The following is a 21,372-nucleotide window of genomic DNA, read 5'->3' on the forward strand; positions in this document are numbered from 1 at the left end:
TCCTCCGATCGTCCGATCCGATGCCCCGTGACGGTGCTCAGTCGCGGGTCGCGCGCAGCGGCTCCCACCAGGCGCGGTTGGCGCGGTACCAGGCGACGGTCTCGGCGAGGCCCTCCGCGAACCCGATCCGTGGCCGGTAGCCCAGCTCCGCCGTGATCTTCCCGTCGTCGACCGAGTACCGCCGGTCGTGGCCCTTGCGGTCCTCGACCCGGCGGACCCGTTCCCACCCGCACTCGCAGGCGGTGAGCAGGTGGTCGGTGAGCTGGCTGTTGCTCAACTCGGTGCCGCCGCCGATGTTGTAGATCTCACCGGGTCGGCCGCCGGCCAGCACCAGGGCGATGCCGCGACAGTGGTCGTCGACGTGCACCCACTCGCGGACGTTGTTCCCGTCGCCGTAGAGCGGCACGGTCCGCCCGTCGAGCAGGTTGGTGACGAAGAGCGGGATGACCTTTTCCGGGTACTGGTACGGCCCGTAGTTGTTGGAGCTGCGGGTGATCATGACCGGCAGTCCGTGCGTACGGTGATGGGCCAGCGCCAGCAGGTCCGACCCGGCCTTCGTCGCCGAGTACGGCGAGTTGGGCGCGACCGGGCGGCGCTCGTCCCAGGAGCCCTCGTCGATCGATCCGTACACCTCGTCGGTGGAGACGTGCACGAACCGGGAAACCCCGTGCCGGTGGGCGGCGTCGAGCAGGGTCTGCGTGCCCTGCACGTTGGTCCGGGCGAACTCGGCACCACCGTCGATGGAGCGGTCCACGTGGGTTTCGGCCGCGAAGTGCACCACGGCGTCGTGGCCGGGGACGACCGTGTCGACCAGCCGGGCGTCGCAGATGTCGCCGGGCACGAACCGCAGGCGTGGATCGTCCGCCACCGGCTGGAGGTTCGCCCGGTTGCCGCAGTACGTCAGCTTGTCCAGGACGGTGACCTCGGCGTCGCGCAGGTCGCCGTACCCGTCGTATTCGCCACCGAGGGTGGCGCGGACGAAGTGTGAACCGATGAATCCGGCTCCGCCGGTGACCAGGATCCTCATGTCCGCTCAGTCCAGCGCGTACGCGATTTGGGTGAGGTACTGGCCGTAGTCCGACTGGCGCATTCCGACGCCGAGTTGGTAGCAGGTTTCGGCGTCGATGAACCCCATTCGGAGGGCGATCTCCTCCAGGCAGGCCACCCGTACGCCCTGCCGCTTCTCGATGACCTGCACGTACTGGCTGGCCGCCAGGAGCGAGTCGTGGGTGCCGCAGTCGAACCAGGTGTTGCCCCGGCTGAGCCGGATCAGCCGTGCCCGGCCCTGCTTGAGGTATTCCAGGTTGACGTCGGTGATCTCCAGTTCGCCACGGGCCGACGGGGTGAGCCGGCGGGCGATGTCGACCACCTCGTTGTCGTAGAAGTAGAGGCCGGTGATGGCGCTGTTGGAGCGCGGGCGCAGCGGCTTCTCCTCGATCGAGACGAGCATCCCGTTCTCGTCGATCTCGCCGATGCCGTACCGGCTCGGGTCCGAGACGGGATAGCCGAAGAGGGTGCAGCCGTCGAGCGAGGCCACGCACTGCTGCAGCCGCTGGGCGAAGCCGGCGCCGTGGAAGAGGTTGTCGCCGAGGATCAGCGCGACCGGGTCCGGTCCGATGTGGTCGGCGCCGATGACGAACGCCTCGGCGATGCCCCGTGGCTCCTCCTGGGTGGCGTAGGAGATCCGGAGGCCGAGCTGGGAGCCGTCGCCGAGCAGGGCGCGCATGAGCGGCACCGTCGACGGCGTCGAGATGATCATGATGTCCCGGATGCCGGCCAGCATCAGCGCGGAGAGCGGGTAGTAGACGAGGGGCTTGTTGTAGACGGCGAGCAGCTGCTTGGACGTCGCCAGGGTCAACGGGTAGAGCCGGCTTCCGGTGCCGCCGGCCAGGATGATTCCCTTCATGCCAGCTCCGTTCGTCGGGGCTTCCAGTATTGGCTTGTGACCCCTTGGGAAAGGTCTCCTGTATTGCGGCGTTCCGTGGTGAGATGCGCAATCCGGAAGATGCCGCCGACCACCGCCGCCGCCACGCTGTAGCGATGACGCAGACACGCGAACGCGGGCCGTGGCCGACTCGTGGGGACGGGAGGCCACCGCTGGTCGCCGTACTCGGGGCGTCCGGTTTTGTGGGGTCGGCGGTGACGGCGGCGCTGGCCCGCCGCCCGGTCCGGCTGCGGGCGGTCGCCCGCCGGCCGGTCACGGTGCCGCCCGGCGCCGTCGCCGAGGTCGAGACGTACGCCGCCGACCTCACCACCCCTGGTGCCGTCGAGGCGGCCGTGGCCGGCGCCGACGCGGTGGTCTTCCTGGTCCTGCACACCTCCGGCTGGCGCGGCGCCGACCACGACCCGGCGAGCGAGCGCACCAACGTGGGGGTCCTGGACGACCTCGTCCGGACGCTGCGCAGCCGCCGTCTGCCGGCCCCGGCGGTGGTGTTCGCCGGGTCCACGTCGCAGGTCGGCCTGCCGCCCCGGGTGCCGATCGACGGCACCGAGACCGACCACCCGGCAACCGCCTACGACCGGCAGAAGCAGGCTGCCGAAGGACTGCTCCGCGCCGCCACCGCCGAGGGTGTGCTCCGGGGCGTGTCCCTGCGGCTACCGACGATCTTCGGACCGGCCCCGGCTCCGGCGGCACCGGACCGCGGGGTCGTGGCGGCGATGGCCCGCCGGGCACTCGCCGACGAGCCGCTCACCGTGTGGGCCGACGGCGCGGTCCAGCGCGACCTGCTGTACGTGGACGACGTCGCCGAGGCCTTCGTGGCGGCCCTGCACCACGCGGACCTCCTCGCCGGCCGGCACTGGCCGCTCGGGACAGGAGTGGGAGTGAGCCTGCGGGACCTCTTCGGGACGATCGCGGAGGTCGTCGCCGGGCACACCGGCCGACCCCCGGTCCCGGTTGTCTCCGTACCGCCTCCGGTGCAGGCCACCGGGACCGACGCGCACAGCATGGTGGTGGACGCTTCGGCGTTCCGGGCGGCCACCGGGTGGCGTCCGCTGGTCCCGCTCCGGGAGGCGTTGGACCGTACGGTCACCGCCCTCGTGCACCCGACCCGGACGGCTTCGGCGTCGGGGTGAGCGCCGCCTCGGCCCGCAGGCTCGCCGTGTAGTCCGGCAGGATCCCGGCGGCCAGCGCCTCGGCCAGTGTCGGCGCCAGCCGGTCCCGCTCGGACAGCAGCGGCGTGATGTCCCTGGGGATCGGCAGCGACAACCTCGGGTCGAAGGGGGAGACAGCCAGCTCGTTCTCCCGCTGGTACTCCGTGGAGAGCAGGTACGTCATCACCGACTCGTCCTCCAGGGCGACGAACATGTGGCCGACCCCGACCGGGAGGTACACGGCCGGGAAGTCCTCGCCGCCCATCACCACCGTGTCGTGGGCGCCGAACGTCGGACTGCCCACCCGCAGGTCGACCACAACGTCGAGGACCCTGCCGCGCGGGCAGTAGACGTACTTGGCCGTACCCGGTGGGGTGGTGGTGAAGTGCACACCCCGCACCACACCCCGGCGGGACGAGCTGTAGCTGCACTGGGCCACCGGAAACAGCGGGTACCCGACCGCCTCGACGAACACCGACTGCTGGTACGGCGACAGGAAGACACCGCGCTCGTCCGGGAAAGCCGCGGTGGTGAAGGCGAAGGCCCCACCGATCGCCAGTTCCCGCGCGTGTTCGGACATGGTCAGCTCCGTCTCGTGTGTGGTCAGCTCACGTGTACGTGCGGCACGTACCGGATCCATTTCCCGCCGGCCTCGCGGAACCCCTGCTCCTTCGCCATGATCTCGTCGGCGTGGTTCCAGGCGAAGAGCAGCGCGTAGGCCGGGTACGGGTCGGCGAAGGCCGCCGCCGGCCGGACCGGGATGTGCGTGCCGGGCGTCAACCGCCCCTGCTTGGCCGGCGTGGTGTCGCAGACGAACGAGACCAGGTCGGTCCCGATGCCGCAGAAGTTGGTCACCGTCGCGCTCTTGGCGGTGGCCCCGTACCCGACCACCTCGTGCCCCTCGTCCCGCAACCGCTGCAGCAGGGCCCGCAGGTCGTCGCGGATCCGCGCGGTCGCGTCGGCGAAGCGCCGCAACGTCGCCGGGTCGGCGAGCCCCTGCGCCTCCTCGGCGGCGATCAGCTCGGCGACCGCGTCCGACGGCGTACGCGCCCCGGCCCGCGCGATGGTGTAACGGACCTCGCCGCCGTGCACGGGAATCCGCTCGACGTCGACGAGTTCGAGGCCGAAACGGGCCACCATCGCCCGGACCGACCGGGCGGTGAAGAAGAAGAAGTGCTCGTCGTAGATCTGGTCGAACGACGTCTTCGCCACGATGTCCCCGAGGTACGGGTCCTCGAAGACGAACACCCCGTCCGGGGCGAGCAGCGTGTCGACGCCCTCCAGGATCGACCGCATGTACGGGATGTGGCAGATCGTGTTGGCCGCGAAGATGGCGTCGGCGGGCCCGTCGTCCGCCCGTACCCTGGCCGCGGTGCCCGCGTCGAAGAACTCGTTGAGCACCCGTACCCCGTGCTCCATGGCCGCCGCCGCGACCTTCCCGGACGGCTCGAAGCCGAGGTGGCGCACCCCGGCGGCGCGGATCGTCTTCAACAGCACACCGTCGTTGCTGCCGATCTCGACCATGAACGAGTCCGGCTTGGCCAACGCCGTCGCGAGAAAACCGCGGGCCGTCTCCTCGAAGTGCGCCCGCATCACCGACGACCCCGACGAGTAGTACGGGTAGTCCTCGTGGAACATCCGCTCGCGCGGCACCTGCTCGACGAGCTGCACCATCGTGCACGAGTGGCACACCCCGACGGCGAGCCGGTAGAAGAACTCCTCCGGGACGTCGCGCTCGGTCAGGAAGGCGTCCGAGAGCGGCTGCCGCCCGAGGTCCAGGAACTCCTCGACCGAGCCGTCGCAGACCTGGCACTTGGTGGTGGTGGTGGACGCGGGCGGGGCCGAGTCGGCGGTAGGCATGATGGCTGTGCTCCTCGGTCGGTGGCGGCGGGGAAAAGCGGCGGGACTAGAGGGATCCGAGGACCTCGTGCAGGGCCTCGATCACCTGGTCCTGGCGGGCGCGGGGCAGCGACGGGTACATCGGCAGGGAGAAGATCTCGTCGGCCAGCCGCTCGGTCACCGGCAACGAGCCGGTGGCGTAGCCGAGGTGCGCGAACCCGGTCATCGTGTGCACCGGCCACCGGTAGCTGATGTTCAGCGCGATGTCGTACCGCTGGAGCCGCTCGATGATGTCGTCGCGGCGCGGGTGGCGCACCACGTACACGTAGTAGACGTGGTCGTTCTCCGGCCGGACCGAGGGCAGGACCAGGCCGCCGGGGCCGGTGAGGTCGGCGAGCCCCTCGGCGTACCGTTCGGCGATCTCGTTGCGTCCGGCGATGTACTCGTCGAGCCGGCGCAGCTTGCGGCGCAGGATCTCGGCCTGGACCTCGTCGAGACGGCTGTTGTGGCCGGGGAGCGCGGTCACGTAGTAGACCGTCTCCATGCCGTAGTACCGCAGCCTGCGCAGCGCGCGGTCGACGTTCTCGTCCCGGGTGAGCACCGCGCCGCCGTCGCCGTACGCGCCGAGGACCTTCGTCGGGTAGAACGAGAACGCCGCCGCGTCGCCCATCGTGCCGGCTAGTTGGCCGTGGTGGCGGGCGCCGTGCGACTGGGCGCAGTCCTCCAGGATCGACAGGCCGTGCTCGCCGGCCAGCCGCCGCAGCGGGGCCATGTCGACGCACTGGCCGTAGAGGTGCACCGGCAGCAGGGCCTTGGTCCGTGGCGTGATCGCGGCGGCCACCAGGTCGGTGTCCATCAGGTAGTCGTCCTCCCGGACGTCCACGAAGACCGGGGTGGCACCGGCGCCGACGATGGCGACCACGGTCGGTGCGGCGGTGTTCGAGACGGTGATCACCTCGTCGCCGGGGCCGACGCCGAGCGCCTCCAGGCCCAGCTTCACCGCGTTGGTGCCGTTGTCGACCCCGGTACAGTGCCCGCCACCGTGGTAGCCGGCGAACTCGGACTCGAAGCTCGACACGCTGGCGCCGAGCACGAGCTGCCCCGACTCGAACACCGTCTCGACCGCGTCGATGATGTCCACCCGTTCCTTCTCGTACTCGGGCAGGTAGTCCCAGACTCGAGTGGTCATGGCCGCCTTCCGGTTCGCACCAACGGGTGTCGCGGGGATGTTGACGTACGTTGATCTCCGGCTCTCATCGTCACACCCGCTCGCGGGACGGGGCATCTTCCGTGTTGCCCACCGGGGCGGGCACCGCCCGAGCGCTCACGTAGTCGTTGTCCCGCCGCAGCCGCAGAGCCTGCGCGGTGAGGTAGTTGACGCCGTCCGGGTACGTGTACGGCTGCATGAACCAGCCGGCGCGTACGTCCCGGACGAGCCGGGCCAGCGGGTGCGCCGCCGAGTACGCCATCCCGCCGACGATCGTGAGGCTGTCGTTGACGATGCCCAGCGACATCTTGTTGACGATCATTTTCGCGTACTGGAACGGGGTCATCATCCGCCGGCCCCGCTCGGCCGGGTCGCCGCTGTGGTCGGCGGACGCGGTGTCGGCGTCGGTGAGCGCGGTCCCGGCGGTCGCCCGGAGCGCGAAGAGGCGGGCGTCGATCTCCGCGAGGAGGGTGGCCGCCGCGGCCGGCGGCTGGCCGGAGCCACCCGCGCACCGGGCCACCGCGATGTCCCGGGCAGCCTGTGAGATCCCGGTGTAGATGCCGAGCATGGTGATCGAGCTGACCGTCTGGCCGGCCAGGACCGCGTCGTTCCGGCCGCCGAGAGATCGGCGGGGCAGCACGTCGTCGTCGGAGACCGGGCAGTTGTCGAACGCGATGTCGGCCGTGCCGGAGGCGCGCATGCCGAGGCCGTTCCAGTCGGTGAGCACGGTCAGACCGGGCGTGTCCCGGGGCAGCATCGCGACGGTCAGCATCGGCGGCTCGCCGTCGACCCGCGTCTGCGCGTGCACGAAGAAGTGCGTGGCGATCGGGGTCATGCTGACCAGGGTCTTGCGGCCGGACAGCGACCAGCGCCCTGAGCCGTCCCGGGTGAGGGTGGTGACCGCCGAGTGATGGTCCTTGACCGCGCCGCAGACCGCCGCCCTGCCGCTGGCCATCGAGCGCAGCAACTGCTCGGCCATCACCCGTACCGGTGGTGTGCCGTTGCGCCACTCCCAGGTGAGGGTGAGGCCGCGGCTGAGCTGGACGTGCCAGGCGAGCGCGGTGGAGGCGTCGGCCTCGGCCACGGTGGCGAGCGCGGTCGCCACGTCGTGCAGCCGGGTCACACCCAGGCCGCCGAGTTCGGTCGGCACGGTCGCGCCCATCAGGCCGTTCTTGGCGAAGGCGGCGAACGTCTCGACCGGGAAGGCGGCCAGGCGGTCGTTCTCCTCGGCCTCCGCCCGGATCTGCGGTACGTACGGGGCGGCGAGGTCGAGCAGCACGCGACCCTCCGCCGTCAGCGGCGAGCGTAGGGCACCGCCCCCCGCCTGCCGCGGGTGCTGTGTCGACATCGCGTCTCCTTCCGTGATGGTGGGTGCCGGGCGCGGAACGGCGGGGGTCAGAACCGGACCGCGCCGGCGTTGATGACGGCAAGCAGGGTCCGGGCCTGGACGTTGACGTACCGGCTGTACCGGGCCAGGGAGGTGAGCTGGCCGGGGGTGACCCAGCGGTAGCCGGGCGGTGGCTGAGCGGGCGCCTGATCCTCGTCGGCGTCCACGACCAGGTACCGGCTCTCCGCCCGGAGGAAACGCCCGCCCTCCTCGCAGTGCCTCGCCGAGTAGCGCAGCCGCGCCGGGGTGGCATTCATGACCGTGTCGAGGAAGGGCGAGCGTTCCCCGGTGAGCGGGTCGGTGAGGTCGTGCGGCTGGCACTGGACGGTCGGGCCGAGTTCGATCACGTCCAGCAGGCCACCCTCGGCCCGGGCGTTCACGAGCAGGTGCGGCACCCCGCCGAAGGAGCGGGACAGGAACGCGTGCACACCCGGACCCTCCGGCTCGATCAGCGGCTGGGTCCAGGCCGTCACCTCACGGCTGCCCGCCTCGACCGCGACCGCCACCACCCGGAAGTACCGGTCCCGGACGTGTCCGAGGGACGCGTCGCGACGGGGCCAGTCGGCCAGCCGGGACAGCGGGACGAGCCGGGCACGCAGGCGGCACCGGGACCGCTCGGTGGTCAGCCAGGACAGCAGGTCGGTGTCCGAGTGCAGCGCGCCGGCCTCGGCGTACGCGGTGGGCGCGCAGGCGAGCACGGTACGGGCGTCCATGTTGACGACGTTGTCCAGGCGCAGGAGTTCGCCGATCTGGCCCAGCGTCAGCCACCGGAAGTCGTCGTCCGGCGGCACGTCGTCGAGCGTCTCGACGATCATGTTCCGGTTCGACTTGTGGAAGAACCAGGACCCGTGTTCGGACTGCAGGACGTCGGCGAGCACCCGGTGCCGATCGAGGTTGGTGAAGAATTCGAGGTACTTCACCGCACTGCCGCCGTGTACGCGGGTGTAGTTGCTGTGCGTTGCCTGCACGGTGGGGGAGAGCTGGAGCAGGCCGGTGTTGCCCGGCTCCATCTTGGCCTGCATCAGGAAGTGCAGTACGCCGTCGAACTCCTTGGCGAGGATGCCGAGGATGCCGATCTCCGGCTGGACGATGATGGGCTGCTGCCAGATCGGCGTCGGGTCGTCCTCCGAGCTGACCTCCAGGCCCTCGACGGTGAAGAACCGGCCGCTGCGGTGCCGGAGGTTCCCGGTGGTCGCCTCGAAGTCCCACCGGTCGAGTTGGGTGAAGGGGATCCGCCGGACCCGGAACTCGTGGGCCAGGCGGCGCCGCGCGAACCACGCCGGAAAGTCGGCCGTTTGCAGGGCGGCGCCGGACGTGGCGGCGGCGGAGCGGGCGAACCGGCCGGGGAGCTCGTTGTCCTCGCGCGCCTCGAGAAGGGCATCTGTGGCCATCCGAAGGATCTCCCTCTCATGGGGTTCGCCGAGGTCGCATCGCCAGGGCAACTCCAGCCTGCCGGCAGGTCGACGGCCGATCCACTTCGTCGTTGCCCTCCGTCGGGGGGCGGCGATTCCTCGACGGGCACGGCGACGTCCCGGCCGGGCGGGCCGGCCGGGACGTCGGAACCGTTAAACGGCGCCGGCGGGAACCGGGGCCTTCTCCAGGACCACGTCGAGCGTCTTGTGGCCGTTCATGATGAAGGTGCCCTGCGACTCCAGGTCGTCGGGCGTGACGGCGAGCTGGATGTCGGGGAAGCGTTCGAACAGCGCCGGCAGCGCGATCTTCGCCTCCAGTCGGGCCAGCGGCGCCCCGAAGCAGTAGTGGGTGCCGTAGCCGAAGCTCAGGTGCTCCTTGTCGGCCCGGGTCACGTCCCACTCCTCGGCGGTCTCGCCGTGGACGGCCGGGTCGCGGCCGATCGCGCCGTACCCCATCAGGATCGGGTCACCCTTGGGGACGATCGTGCCGTCGATGTCGAGGTCCTCGACGGCGAACCGCAGCGGCAGCATGTTGAGCGGGGACTCCAGCCGCAGCGTCTCCTCGATGACGTCGTCCCACGAGGCGCGGCCGTCCGCCACCATCGCCCGCTGCTCGGGGTGGGTCAGCAGCTTGAGTACGGCGTGCGTCACGAGGTTCATCACCGTCTCCGAGCCCGCGCCGAGCGCGACGAAGAGGGTGCCGATGAGCTCGTTGTCGGTGAGCCCCTCATCACCGTCACCGCGCAGCAGGTCGGTGGTGAGGTCGTCCTGGGGGTGCGCCCGCTTCGAGGCGATGAGCTTGCCGAACTGCTCGTGCCAGTCGCGGATGTTGGCTTCCGCCTCCTCGGGCGTGAGGGAGGAGTCCGGCGTCTTCTCCCCGCCCCGGAGCACCGCGGCGCGGTCCGCCTCCGGCACGCCGAACAGGTCGCAGATGATGGTCGCCGGCAGGGGGTACGAGAAGTTGCGCTTGAGGTCGACCGTCTCACCGGGCGGCGTCTCGGCGAGCCGGTCGAGCAGGCCCGCGACGGTGCGCTCGATGTACGGCTGCATGGCGCGCACCCGCTTCGGGGTGAATGCCTTGACCACCGGGCGGCGCAGGCGCTGGTGTTCCTGGCCGTACGCCGTGGTCATGTTCTCCATCGTCGGCCAGCTCGCCAGCGGCCAGTCGGCACCGATCTCGCCGCTGATCCAGGCGGGCCAGTGCATGCGTGGGTTCTTCGACACCTTGGGGCTGTTCAGCAGCTCCATCGCCAGATCGTGTCCGACGACGACCCATCCACGGACATTGCCCGGAAGCTCGACCATGGCGATGCCCGATCCCTGCTCCCGCAGTGCCTGCGCCTCAGCGTGCACGTCCTGACCGGTCACGTCGAGCTTGTACGGGCAGCGGCCTTCCATCCGAACCTCCTGGGAATAACGCGGTTGTCTTGTTGGGTCCTTTTCGACCGTACGGACACTGTTCGGCGGCCGGCATCTTCGACGTTGCGGGCCGTTGCGGTGGCCCGGTTCCCGATCGGAATCGAAATCCGGGCACGAACATGCCGGACACCCCGCCGAGTGACGGGGTGCGGCAATGCGGGGATCTGCTTCAGGAAGGCGTGTTGACCGGGCTGTTCTGGTAGGCGGCGAGGCGCCATTCCCCGTCGTCCTTGATCACGATCCAGGTGGCGCGGATGGCCCGCTCAGGGGTGACCTCCGCGTCGCCCGGGGCGAGCACACCGCCCTGGGTGACGACGATTCCGAGGTCACCGTGAACGCGCAGGTCGATGGGCTGCCCGGTCACCCTGGTCCCCTTGAACGGGCCCTCGAACGCCTGGCTCATGTACGCGCGGATGTCGTCCTGGCCCTTGAGGAACAGGCCCGGCAGGATCAGCGTGCCGTCGGCCGTGAAGACACCGGCGAAGGCGGCCGCGTCCTGCTTGGCCCACGCCTCGACGACGCGCTGCGGGACGGCCGCGATCGCGGCCTTGTCGGTAGAGACCTCGGTGGTCATCGATGACTCTCCTCTGTGGGGAAAAGCGGTCAAGCGCATTCACCGTGCGCGCACCGATGGCGTCCACGGCGGTCCCTCCAGTCTGCACACACGACTGGTCCGAAGCTTCTTCCGTAGTGCTCGCACGCACCGCATTCCAGGAGATGCGGTGGTCAAAACGCGGATGGGAGGGTTGACGGGCACGTCCGATTCACATGCGTGTGACGCTAAATGACCTGGTGGAGAGGAAGTCGATGCGGGTTCTTTTTGTGACCGTGCCGTTCAAGACGCACCTGTACGTGTTCGCGCCGATGGCGTCGGCATTTCGTACTGCGGGACACGACGTCCGATTCGCCACCGCACCCGATCTGACCGACGCTATCGGGGCGATCGGGTTCATGGGCGTACCGGTGGGTGGAACCATTCCGATGGACGTGATGATGTCCTCGACGGAGCCGGATCGGGGGCCGGACCGGTCGAACCTGCCGGTGTACCGACCGGCCCAGACCGACTACCGGAAGGTGAAGGACCCCTTCACCGAGCTGGAGTTGACGGCCTTCGGCTCCAGCACCCTGTACCACCACGAGGACATCTACGAGGACCTCGTACAGCTTGCCTCCGACTGGAAGCCCGATCTGGTGCTCAGGGACCCGTTCATGTTCGGCGCCGGTCTCGCGGCCCGGGTGTCCGGTGCGCTCGACGCACGGCTGTTGTGGGGCGCGGACACGCTCGCGCAGCTCCGCGCCGACTGTTACGGCGAGGGCGGCGGGCTGCACCGCAGCGAGGGCAGGGCGGACCCGTTGCGCGACTGGTTGGCGCCGATATACGAGCGGTACGGCTTCCCCTTCGACGAGGAGGTCCTGCTCGGAGAACGTACGGTGATCGGCTGGCCGACATGGACGTGGCGGCCGAAGGACGTCGACTACATCCAGTCGCGCCCGATCGCGTTCCACGGTCCGCACAAGGTCGAAAAGTGGATGTTCGAAAAGCCGGAGCGTCCCCGGGTGTGCATCACCCAGGGTGTCTCGCACCGGGACTTCAACTTCGGCCAGACCGGGGCCGCCGAGACGTTGTTCAACGCGGTCGCCGATCTCGACATCGAGGTCGTCGCGACGTTCAACGCCAAGCAGCTCGGTTCGGCGTCGATTCCGGACAACGTCCGCGTGTTCGACTTCGTGCCGCTCAACGCGCTGCTGACGACCTGCTCGGCCGTCGTGCACCACGGCGGCTACGGCACGATGGCCACCGCGCTCGAACTGGGTGTTCCGCAGCTCGTGGTGCCCAACATCTACTGGAACGAGAAGTGGTGGGCGTCGGTCGCGTTGGCCAACGGGCTGGAGGAGCAGGGGGCGGGCGCGTACGTCGCCGACGCCGACCAGCTCACCTCCGAACTCCTGCGCGAGTATCTGGTCAAGGCGCTGACCGATCCGGACATGATCTCCAATGCCCGGCGGTTGCGTGACGAGCACCTGCGGACACCCACCCCGAACGACACCGTCACCGTCTTCGAGAAGCTGGTGGCGCAGCGGAAAGCGGGCGGAGGGACCGGACCGCTGACGTGATCTTCGGGATCGTCGCGAATCGGAGTTGTGCCGATTCGTGGACGGGAACACGACCGGCGCCGGTGTTGCTGTCAACGGCGGCGTCGGTCGCGGTATGCGGGGTACGCTCGCCGGTATTGTCCGACGTGGGCGTTCCCGACGGGGAGGCACGGTGAAGTTCCTGCTATTGATCTACAGCAATCCGGAGAACTGGGAGCATCCCATGTTCCTGCGCAATCCGGAGTTCCTGGCGATGCCGGCGGCCGAGCGCGAAGCGTTGACGGAGCAGGCCGAGGCCCTGGGCCGGGAGATCAGCGAGTCTGACGAGCTGGTGGTGGCCGCGGCGCTGGCCGATCCGGTGACCACCCGTACGGTTCGGGTGCGCGACAACGTGCTGACCACCACGGACGGCCCGTACCTGGAGACCAAGGAACAGCTCGCGGGTTACGACGTGCTCGACTGCGAGAGCATGGAGCGGGCGATCGAGATCGCCTCGCGGATTCCCGACGCGCGGTTCGGCGCCGTCGAGATCCACCCGATCATGGATATGTCCGGCCTGGAGATGTGAGCACCGGCGGGGAAATCGAGGACCTGCTGCGCCGTCCGGCGCCGCGGGTCCTCGCCGTTTCGGGGCGGCATCGCGACAATCGTCCGGCCCGGCATCGCGACAACCTCGAAACCGTCGGAGAAGCGGCCCGGTAGCGTTCGGGCCACCACGACACGGCGGCCCGAACGCAGTACACCACAGGCCGGAATGGCGCCCCGGCCTGTGGTGCGTGGAATCCCGGTGGGTCAGAGGAACGGGGTGTTGGGCTCGAGCCCGCACAGGCTGCGGCCGTACAGCTCGATGTTGGTGTCCGGCAGGGTCAGCGCATGCATGGCCATGGCGTGCAGATTGCGCTGGATGCGCTGGATCGGGACGTCCTCGTAGATCGACGACGCCCCGCTGGCCGAGGCGAGGATGTTGACCGCCCGCTCGGCGAGCTGGGCTATCCGCCCGAGTTGCACCCGGGAGTAGATGCGATCGGCTTCCGACCACGGTTCATTGATCTTCGCCTTGCGCTCCACCATTTCGGCGAAGCGGTGCGCCCGAGCCTCGGCCTCCTCCGTCAACAGCGCCGCCTCGCCCACCTTGAAATGGGTGATCGGCGCCTCGCGCTGGCTCTGGTAGTAGGTGTAGGTGATCTTCCGGCCCGGGAGCCGCTCCAGGAAGGACTCCATGGCGTACTTCGCGGCGCCGATGGTCTGCCCGGCCGTCGCCGCGGTCGAGGTGACCAGCAGCGGCACCTCGTAGATCGGCTTCGCCGCGTTGGCCCTGGACTGGCTCTGCGGGCTGAACAGATCGCTCTGCGCGACCACGTGTGCGGCGGGCACGAACAGGTCCTTCGCCACGGTGGTGACACTGCCGGTGCCCCTTAGCCCCGTCACGTGCCAGTCGTCCACGATCTCGATCTCGCTGGCGGGAATGAGCGCGGTCATCGGCACCGACTGGCCGTCCGGGCTGTCCAGCATGGCCGCCGCGAAAACCCAGTGGCTGTGCAGTACGCCAGAGCTGAAGCGCCATCGGCCGTTGTAGACGTAGCCCCCGTCGACCGGAGTGGCCGTACCGGTCGCCGAGATGTTGCCGCACACCCGGACATTGGGCGTGGCGAACACCTCGTCCTGCACCTCGTCGGGGAAACGCCCGACCAGCCAGTTGATCAGGGACCAGACCGAGATGCAGAAGGCGGCCGAACCATCACCCCGGGCGATCTCCGCGTGGACGTCGATCAGGGTACGGGCATCGCTCTCGAACCCGCCGTACTGCGTCGGAACGCGCATCCTGAGCAGGCCGGATTCCTCGAACGCCCGGATCACGTCGTCGGGCAGCCGCCGGTTGTCGTCGATCCACCCGCTCCGCTCGCGCAACAACGGCACCAGCGACGAGGCGCGCCGGACCAACTCTTCACGCGTCGGGGCCACCGTCTGCGTCGGCGACATCATGCCCTCCTGGGTGTCGAAATCTGGAAAGTGCTCTGCAATGGAGCCGGGTCGCCAGCGATGTGGCACTTGATTCTGCATTGACGTACGCCGTAGGCGCACCTCCGAGGATGCGATCCCGGTGGTCATTTCTTGCGCTTTGCGGGGCACGCTCGGAGATGCGGTTTTGGTACGGCGGGACCCAGAATCAGATCCGCGAGGGGCTGCGAAATGCCGAAAATGCCGCATGCCCGTGTACTCGCCGCTCGCCGCTCGAGGCGGAGCCCTGTGGGATCGCGCGACCCCGTGCTCATGCCGCGGAACCGGAAGCCAGAGACCATTCACTGTTAGGGGAAAACCGATGGACGACAACCTTCGGCATCGTCAGGTGCAGGTCGGCGATTCGTCGCTGCACGTGGTGGAGGCCGGCACGCCCGGGGCACCCCCGGTCGTGTTCGTGCACGGCTTCCCGACCTCGTGGGTGACGTACCGGAGGGTGCTGGAACTGGCCGCGCCCTCCGCGCACGCCATCGCGGTGGACCTGCCCGGGATCGGCGGCTCGGTCGGTGACCCGACCGACGGGACCAAGAAGGCGATCGCGGGAAAGTTGTACGGACTGTTCGAGGCGCTCGGGCTCAGGGACGTGACACTGGTCGGCAGCGACGTCGGCGGGATGGCGGCCTTCGCGTACCTGCGTCACTTCCCCGGACTGGCCCGCGCGGTGATCCTGCACGTTGTCATCCCCGGGGTGTTCCCGTGGGAGTTCGGTACCCGTGACCCCTCCATGTGGCACTTCCACTTCAACGCCATGCCCGGCCTGCCGGAGGCGCTGGTCACCGGCCGTGAACGGCAGTTCTTCGACCACTGGTACGACAACCTCTCCGGGGACGGGAGCCGGATCAGCGAGCAGTCGCGGCAGGAGTACGTGCGGGCGTACCAGACCGAGGGCGCGCGGCAGACGGCGTTCTCCTGGTATCGGGCCATGCCCCGCGACGTCGCGGAGAACCAGGCCGCGACAACGGACGTCACCACCCCGCTGCTGTACCTGCACGGCGAGAAGCCGGCCGGTCATTCGCTCGACCCGCACGTGAAGGGCTTCCTGGAGGCCGGTATCCGCAACGTGTCGGCCGCCTGGGTGCCCGACGCCGGGCACCTGGCCCACGAGCAGAACCCGGAGGCGTACTGGTCCCTGGTGGCCGACTTCGCCGGCATCCCGGTCCGCTCCCCGGAGCGGACCGGCTGAGACGCGACGCACCACCCTGCCTGTTCCGGCTTTCCCGAACCGCCGGAGGCAGGCGCATCACCGCAGGCAGCGCATCACCGAAGATGCGGCACCCGGAAAGTCGATGGGAAAGTCGACGAGCGACCTCTCATTCAGTGCGACTAGGAGCCCAGCGTGAAGCCGTTTCGAATTGAGATTCCGCAAGCCGATCTGGATGACCTGAACCGCCGGATCGCCGCGACCCGTTGGCCGGAGAAGCTCCCGGACACCGGTTGGGACCGCGGTGTGCCGACCGCCTACCTCAAGGATCTGGCCGAGTACTGGCGCACGTCGTACGACTGGCGTGCCGCCGAGGCGGAGCTGAACCAGTACCCGCAGTTCACGACCGAGCTCGACGGTGCCAACGTGCACTTCCTGCACATCCGGTCGCCCGAGCCGAACGCGACGCCGCTGCTGATCACGCACGGGTGGCCGGGTGCGGTCGCGGAGTTCACCAAGGTGATCGGCCCGCTGACCGACCCCCGCGCGCACGGCGGCGACCCGGCCGACGCGTTCGACCTCGTCATCCCGTCGATCCCCGGTTACGGCTTCTCCGGACCGACCGAGCAGACCGGCTGGAACCTTTTGCGGGTCGCGCAGTCCTGGGCCGAGCTGATGCGCCGGCTCGGGTACGAGCGCTACGTGCCGCAGGGCGGTGACTTCGGTGCGCCGATCTCGATCCTGGTGGGTCTCGTCGACCCCGAGCACGTGGCCGGCGTACACCTCAACATGCTGGCCACCACACCCAGTGAGGACCCGGCCGACCTGGAGAACCTCAGCGAGGTCGACCAGGCCCGGATGGCGCACTCGCAGCGGTTCAACGACCACCTCGCCGGCACCATGAAGCTGCACTCCACCCGCCCGCACACGGTCTCGTACGCGCTGACCGACTCGCCGGTCGGGCAGCTCGCGTACATCGTGGAGAAGTTCAAGGACTGGACCGACTCGGACCGGTTCCCGGAGGACGCGGTCGACCGCGACCAGTTGCTGACCATCGCCACCATCTACTGGCTCACCGGGACCGCCGGCTCGTCCAACCAGACCTACTACGAGTCGGTGGAGCAGCTCCCGATCAACCTGCCGGTCGGCCGTTACCCGACGATCCAGGCACCGATGGGGGTGGCGGTCTTCCCGCACGCCGCGTTCGTGGCCATCCGCCGGTTCGCCGAGCGCGACTTCCCGACGATCGTGCACTGGTCGGAGTTCGACCGTGGTGGCCACTACGCCGCCATGGAGGAGCCGGACCTGCTCGTCGACGACATCCGGACCTTCAACCGCCTGCTGAAGAAGGACTGACGTCGGTCCCGGACGGGCGGAGGCGGGGTGATGAGCGGGACGGGCGACGGCCCCGCGCGGATCCGGCCGTCCGGCCGTCCGGGCGCACGCGGCCGGTCCGTCGGGCCGGGCGCGATTCCGTGTACGGCCTGCTCGACCAGGCAACGGGCCGGCTCGTCGGCACCGGGCCGCAACCCGCTCTGACCGCGTGACACACAGGAGGAGGAACCGGATGACCAAGGATCAGATCGGAAAGCGCGCCGTGGTGCTCGGCGGGAGCATGGGCGGGGTCCTCGCGGCCCGGGTGCTGTCCGAGTTCTACGGGGAGGTGCTGGTCGTCGACCGGGACAAGGTGGTCGGTGTCAGCGAGCCCCGACGTGGCACCCCGCACACCATCCACGCCCACGCCCTGCACGCCCGGGGCCACCTCATCCTGGAGGACCTGTTTCCGGGCCTCACCGACGGGCTGATCGCGGACGGGATCCCCACCTGCGACCTCGGCGAGATGCACTGGTACATCAACGCCCGCCGGCTGCGCGCCGCGTGGACCGGCCTGCGTTCGGTGATGGCGCCCCGGCCGATGCTGGAGGAGAAGCTCCGGGCCCGCGTCGCCGCCCTGCCCAACGTCACCTTCCTGGAGCGGTACGACATCCTCGGCATCGTCGCCACCCCGGACAACCAGCGGATCGTCGGCGTACGGGTGCAGGCGCACGAGGGTGACGAACAGGAGCGACTGCTCGAGGCCGACCTGATCGTCGACTCCACCGGCCGGGGATCGCGTACCCCGGTGTGGCTCAACGAACTCGGCTACACCCGTCCGGAAGAGGAAACCGTCAAGATCGGCCTGGCGTACACGACCCGCCACTACAAGCCGTACCCGGGCATGCTGGAGGGAATTCCGTCGATCAACCAGATCGCGGGGCCGTCGCACCCGCGCGGCGCGTTCTTCGGCAAGATCGGCCCGGACCTGGTCAACCTGTCGCTGACCGGGATCCTCGGCGACTATCCGCCGACCGACCCGGACGCGTTCCTCGACTTCGTCCGCAGCCTGCCGGTGCCGCAGATCTACGAGACCCTGCGCGAGGCCGAGCCGATCAACGACCCGGTGAGCTTCCGGTTCCCGGCCAGCGTACGGCGGCACTACGAGAAGCTGCCCCGCTTCCCGGAGGGGTACCTGGTCATGGGCGACGCGGTGTGCAGCTTCAACCCGGTGTACGGGCAGGGGATGAGCGTCGCCGCGATGGAGGCGGTCGCCCTGCGTGACGGGCTCCGGCTCGGCTCGCCACCCGACGCCGCCGACTTCTTCACCGAGGTGTCCCGGATCATCGACACCCCGTGGGAGATCTCGGTCACCGGCGACCTGGCCTTCCCCGGCGTCCCCGGCGAGCGGCCACTGAAAGTACGGGTCGGGAACGCGTACATGGCCCGGTTGCAGTACGCGGCGACGAAGGATGCCAAGGTCACCGAGGGCTTCATGCGGGTCGCCGGGCTCCTCGACCCGCCCGAGGCGCTGATGCGCCCGCAGATGGTCGGCCGGGTACTGCGGCGCTCCGTCCGCCGGCCCGTGCCCGGAAAGCCCGTACCGGCGGGTGGTGTTTCGTCCGGCGCGGGTGCCAGGCCCACCGCCTGACCCCGGCGACCGACCCCGCCGGAGCCGGGCGGGATCGCGGTGAATCCGACCGGGCCATGAGGGACCGAAGCTTTTCGGGACCTCATGGCGCCGGAATGTCGATTCCGGGCCGTCCGCTCCGACCTCTGCTGTGAGGGAGCCACCAGGCGCCCGACGCATGCGACAAGGACCGACCGGGAAACCCCGTTTGGAGGAACGACGTGTCCGACAGCCATCGACCCGAGCCGACGGCGACCGCCGAGCCCGGGCCAGCGGTCCCCGCGCCGGATCCGCGGCGCTGGAGGGCGCTGATCCTGCTCTCCGTCACCGCCTTCATGGTGATCCTCGACGCCCAGATCGTGCTCCTGGCGTTGCCGTCGATGGAGACCGATCTGGGGGTCTCGGCCAACGTGGGCCAGTGGTTCCTGAGCGCGTACATGTTGGCCTTCGGTGGTCTGCTGCTCTTCGGCGGCCGGCTGGCCGACATGCGCGGGCGCCGCCAGATGTTCATCGTCGGCACGGCGCTCTTCCTGGTGTCGTCGCTGCTGTGCGGCCTTGCCGGCTCGGCGGGCGTGCTGATCGCCGCCCGGGTCGTGCAGGGGATCTCGGCGGCCCTGCTGGCACCGTCCGCGCTGGCGATCCTGATGACGATGTTCCCGGAGGGGCCCGAGCGCAACAAGGCGCTCGCGTTCTGGTCGGGGCTCGGCGGAACCGGCGCCACGGCCGCCCTGCTGATCGGCGGACCGATCACCGACACCCTCGGCTGGGAGTGGATCTTCTTCATCAACATCCCGGTGGCCATCGGCATGCTGATCTTCGCGCCGATCCTGCTGCTCGAGAGCCGCGAGTCGAGCGCACGGGCGTACGACCCGGCCGGGGCGTTCACCAGCACCGTGGGACTGATGCTGCTGATCGCGGCCATCGTCTGGGCGCCGACCAGGGGCTGGGCCGACGGCACGGTCCTCGCCATGCTGCTCGGCGCGGTGGTGCTGATCGCCCTGTTCGTCCTCGTCGAGAGCCGGTCTGCCGCGCCGCTCCTGCCGCTGCGGATCTTCCGGAACCGGCTGTTCGTCGGGGGCAACCTGGCGATGACCCTCTTCGCCATGACGACCCTGGGCATGTCGGTCGCCATCACGACGTACGCGCAGCGGGTGCTCGGGTACACGCCGATGGAGTTCGGCCTCGGCATGCTGACGATGACGCTGATGACCCTCGTCGGAGCCTTCGCCGGTCAGGCCGCGATGACCAAGCTCGGGTTCCGTCCGGTGGTCGCCGTCGCCGCCGTGCTCATGATCGGCGCGCTACTCCTGCTGTCGCAGGTGTCGCCCGACGGCACCTACTTCGCCGACCTGTTCCCGGGCCTGCTCCTCTTCGGCCTCGGGCTCGGTGCCGGGCCGGTGGCAGCGGTCGCCGCGGCGCTCTCCACCGTCGACCAGGAGATCGCCGGCGTGGCCTCCGGCGCCACCAACGCGACGTTCCAACTCGGTGGCGCGCTCGGCGCGGCGATTATCTCGGCCGTGGTCGTTTCCGCCGGCGGCGAGTCCGGGGACCCTGCTCGGATGACCGACGGCCTCCAGGCGGGGCTCCGGGCGGACCTGCTCGTCGCGTTCGCCTGCCTGGTTGTCGCGCTGGTGCTGTTGCGGCCGGTCACCCAGCGGCTCACCAGCAGCGTGCCGCAGCCGTCCTGAGCGAGATCGGCGAGGGCGGGGAAGCACGCAAGCGCTTCCCCGCCCTCGGGCACTGTTCAGCCGGCGACGCGGTAGAGCGCCTGCCAGTAGTAGCTCCACGGCGGCGCCCACTCGTCGGCCAGATCCGTCCAGCCCGCCGCCGGGCGGTACGCGTCGACGAACTTGGCCGACTGGACGCGTACCACCTCGCTGTCGTGGATGTCGATGACGTCCCGGAGCAACCCGGTGCGCAGCGCCATCGCGACGAGCTCCTGACCCTCGGCGTGGTCGTCGAGGCTCGGGTCGAGGTACTTGCCGACCGGGTTCTTCACGTACAGGTGGCGGCAGTGGCGGGCGACGAAGGCGAGGTAGTTCCGGACGACCTCGGCATCCATCTCGGCGAACGAGTCGATGTTGAGGCACAGGTCGAAACGGAGACCGGCGAGCGTTTCCTCCAGGTCCCCGGCCGGTACGAACCGCACCTTGGCGAAGTCGTCGTCGCCCAGGACCTCCCGGAGGTAGGCCCGAGCGAGGTCGAGCGAGTTCTCCAGGTCGACGATGTGGTAGGCGGCCACGTCGTGGTTGGCCAGTACGGCGTGGCACGTACGGCCGTATCCGGCGCCGATCTCCAGCACGGTCCCGCCGTCGAGCGCGACATGGCGCTCCATGAACTCCAGCTCCAGCACGGCCTGCAGGTAGTCCATGCAGACCAGTTCGCCGTGGATCCGTACCGCGATCGGCGCGCCCGTCTCGCGACCGCCGATCCGGCGCAGCCGCTCCCAGCCGGCATCGTCCAGCCCGTCGGCGACGTTGTAGATCAGCGACTTGAGGTAGCGGACTCCGTTGGTCCGCGGGTTCCACAGGGCGAGCTTGAAGTTGACCCCGGCCGATTTGAAGCCGGCCAGGTCGACGCTCGATTCCTTCGTGATGCGCGTCCGATGGTACGTGTCCCACAGAGTGCTGCCACCGTACTTGTCTGCCATGCCGCCATCCTTCGCGAGTCCGCGGCGCGGGACATCCGATGGCGTGCGCTCACCGGCCCATCCGGCTGTTGCGCAATTTGGGAGAAGGAAACGCGGCCACCGCCACGACTCGGTGGTAGCCGCGCAACACCCATGCGCGGCTACCACCGACCGAGTCGGACAGAACG

At 69.6% G+C, this 21,372-nt stretch carries 18 protein-coding genes; 7 read left to right on the plus strand and 11 right to left on the minus strand.

What is annotated here, in order from left to right; all coding sequences use genetic code 11:
* Positions 1–37: 37 nt before the first annotated feature.
* Together rfbB and rfbA are read right to left on the minus strand one after the other, a co-directional pair.
* Complete coding sequence (rfbB, locus tag ACWEFB_RS02955; protein ID WP_452281634.1) at positions 38–1,027, minus strand: dTDP-glucose 4,6-dehydratase; 990 nt, start codon at positions 1,025–1,027, stop codon at positions 38–40.
* Between the two features lie 6 nt (positions 1,028–1,033).
* Positions 1,034–1,906, minus strand: coding sequence for a glucose-1-phosphate thymidylyltransferase RfbA (gene rfbA, locus ACWEFB_RS02960; RefSeq protein WP_452281636.1), 873 nt, complete (start codon positions 1,904–1,906; stop codon positions 1,034–1,036).
* 134 nt (positions 1,907–2,040) lie between these two features.
* Between rfbA and ACWEFB_RS02965 the strand changes: the two genes are divergently transcribed.
* Positions 2,041–3,075, plus strand: a complete 1,035-nt coding sequence (locus tag ACWEFB_RS02965; protein WP_452281638.1) for an NAD-dependent epimerase/dehydratase family protein — start codon at positions 2,041–2,043, stop codon at positions 3,073–3,075.
* Here the strand turns inward: ACWEFB_RS02965 and ACWEFB_RS02970 are convergent.
* The 7 genes from ACWEFB_RS02970 to ACWEFB_RS03000 all read right to left on the minus strand — a co-directional run bounded on the left by ACWEFB_RS02970 (position 3,029) and on the right by ACWEFB_RS03000 (position 10,931).
* The gene (locus ACWEFB_RS02970) at positions 3,029–3,673 is read right to left on the minus strand and encodes a dTDP-4-dehydrorhamnose 3,5-epimerase family protein (protein WP_452281640.1); all 645 of its coding nucleotides are present in this window, start codon (positions 3,671–3,673) and stop codon (positions 3,029–3,031) included. The genes ACWEFB_RS02965 and ACWEFB_RS02970 overlap by 47 nt on opposite strands.
* A gap of 23 nt (positions 3,674–3,696) precedes the next feature.
* Complete coding sequence (locus ACWEFB_RS02975) at positions 3,697–4,953, minus strand: methyltransferase domain-containing protein (RefSeq protein ID WP_452281642.1); 1,257 nt, start codon at positions 4,951–4,953, stop codon at positions 3,697–3,699.
* Between the two features lie 46 nt (positions 4,954–4,999).
* Positions 5,000–6,121 (minus strand): DegT/DnrJ/EryC1/StrS family aminotransferase, encoded by a 1,122-nt coding sequence (locus ACWEFB_RS02980; protein WP_452281644.1) that lies wholly within the window; start codon positions 6,119–6,121, stop codon positions 5,000–5,002.
* 70 nt (positions 6,122–6,191) lie between these two features.
* Positions 6,192–7,487 (minus strand): acyl-CoA dehydrogenase family protein, encoded by a 1,296-nt coding sequence (locus ACWEFB_RS02985; RefSeq protein WP_452281646.1) that lies wholly within the window; start codon positions 7,485–7,487, stop codon positions 6,192–6,194.
* A gap of 47 nt (positions 7,488–7,534) precedes the next feature.
* Positions 7,535–8,917, minus strand: coding sequence for an NDP-hexose 2,3-dehydratase family protein (locus ACWEFB_RS02990; RefSeq protein ID WP_452281648.1), 1,383 nt, complete (start codon positions 8,915–8,917; stop codon positions 7,535–7,537).
* A gap of 174 nt (positions 8,918–9,091) precedes the next feature.
* Positions 9,092–10,336, minus strand: coding sequence for a cytochrome P450 family protein (locus ACWEFB_RS02995; protein WP_452281650.1), 1,245 nt, complete (start codon positions 10,334–10,336; stop codon positions 9,092–9,094).
* A gap of 190 nt (positions 10,337–10,526) precedes the next feature.
* On the minus strand, positions 10,527–10,931 hold the full coding sequence (locus tag ACWEFB_RS03000) for an SgcJ/EcaC family oxidoreductase (RefSeq protein ID WP_452281652.1): 405 nt from the start codon (positions 10,929–10,931) through the stop codon (positions 10,527–10,529).
* Positions 10,932–11,164: 233 nt separating this feature from the next.
* On the opposite strand from ACWEFB_RS03000, the gene ACWEFB_RS03005 reads away from it, so the two are divergent.
* Entirely contained in the window at positions 11,165–12,472 is a 1,308-nt protein-coding gene (locus tag ACWEFB_RS03005) for a nucleotide disphospho-sugar-binding domain-containing protein (protein WP_452281654.1), read from the plus strand.
* A 151-nt stretch (positions 12,473–12,623) separates the two neighbouring features.
* The gene (locus ACWEFB_RS03010; protein WP_326560817.1) at positions 12,624–13,019 is read left to right on the plus strand and encodes a YciI family protein; all 396 of its coding nucleotides are present in this window, start codon (positions 12,624–12,626) and stop codon (positions 13,017–13,019) included.
* 224 nt (positions 13,020–13,243) lie between these two features.
* On the opposite strand, the gene ACWEFB_RS03015 is transcribed toward ACWEFB_RS03010, so the two are convergent.
* Complete coding sequence (locus ACWEFB_RS03015; RefSeq protein WP_452281656.1) at positions 13,244–14,431, minus strand: acyl-CoA dehydrogenase family protein; 1,188 nt, start codon at positions 14,429–14,431, stop codon at positions 13,244–13,246.
* 340 nt (positions 14,432–14,771) lie between these two features.
* Here ACWEFB_RS03015 and ACWEFB_RS03020 point away from each other — a divergent pair, with 340 nt between their 5' ends.
* From ACWEFB_RS03020 to ACWEFB_RS03035, 4 genes are all read left to right on the plus strand, one after another.
* The gene (locus ACWEFB_RS03020) at positions 14,772–15,653 is read left to right on the plus strand and encodes an alpha/beta fold hydrolase (protein WP_452281658.1); all 882 of its coding nucleotides are present in this window, start codon (positions 14,772–14,774) and stop codon (positions 15,651–15,653) included.
* A gap of 153 nt (positions 15,654–15,806) precedes the next feature.
* Positions 15,807–16,967 (plus strand): epoxide hydrolase family protein, encoded by a 1,161-nt coding sequence (locus tag ACWEFB_RS03025; protein WP_452281660.1) that lies wholly within the window; start codon positions 15,807–15,809, stop codon positions 16,965–16,967.
* Positions 16,968–17,178: 211 nt separating this feature from the next.
* Positions 17,179–18,576, plus strand: a complete 1,398-nt coding sequence (locus ACWEFB_RS03030; RefSeq protein WP_452281661.1) for an FAD-dependent oxidoreductase — start codon at positions 17,179–17,181, stop codon at positions 18,574–18,576.
* Between the two features lie 200 nt (positions 18,577–18,776).
* Positions 18,777–20,243, plus strand: a complete 1,467-nt coding sequence (locus tag ACWEFB_RS03035; protein WP_452281662.1) for an MFS transporter — start codon at positions 18,777–18,779, stop codon at positions 20,241–20,243.
* 56 nt (positions 20,244–20,299) lie between these two features.
* Here ACWEFB_RS03035 and ACWEFB_RS03040 read toward each other — a convergent pair whose 3' ends face one another.
* Positions 20,300–21,205, minus strand: a complete 906-nt coding sequence (locus ACWEFB_RS03040) for a putative sugar O-methyltransferase (protein ID WP_452281663.1) — start codon at positions 21,203–21,205, stop codon at positions 20,300–20,302.
* Positions 21,206–21,372: the final 167 nt, after the last annotated feature.

This window comes from Micromonospora sp. NPDC004704, assembly GCF_053601675.1.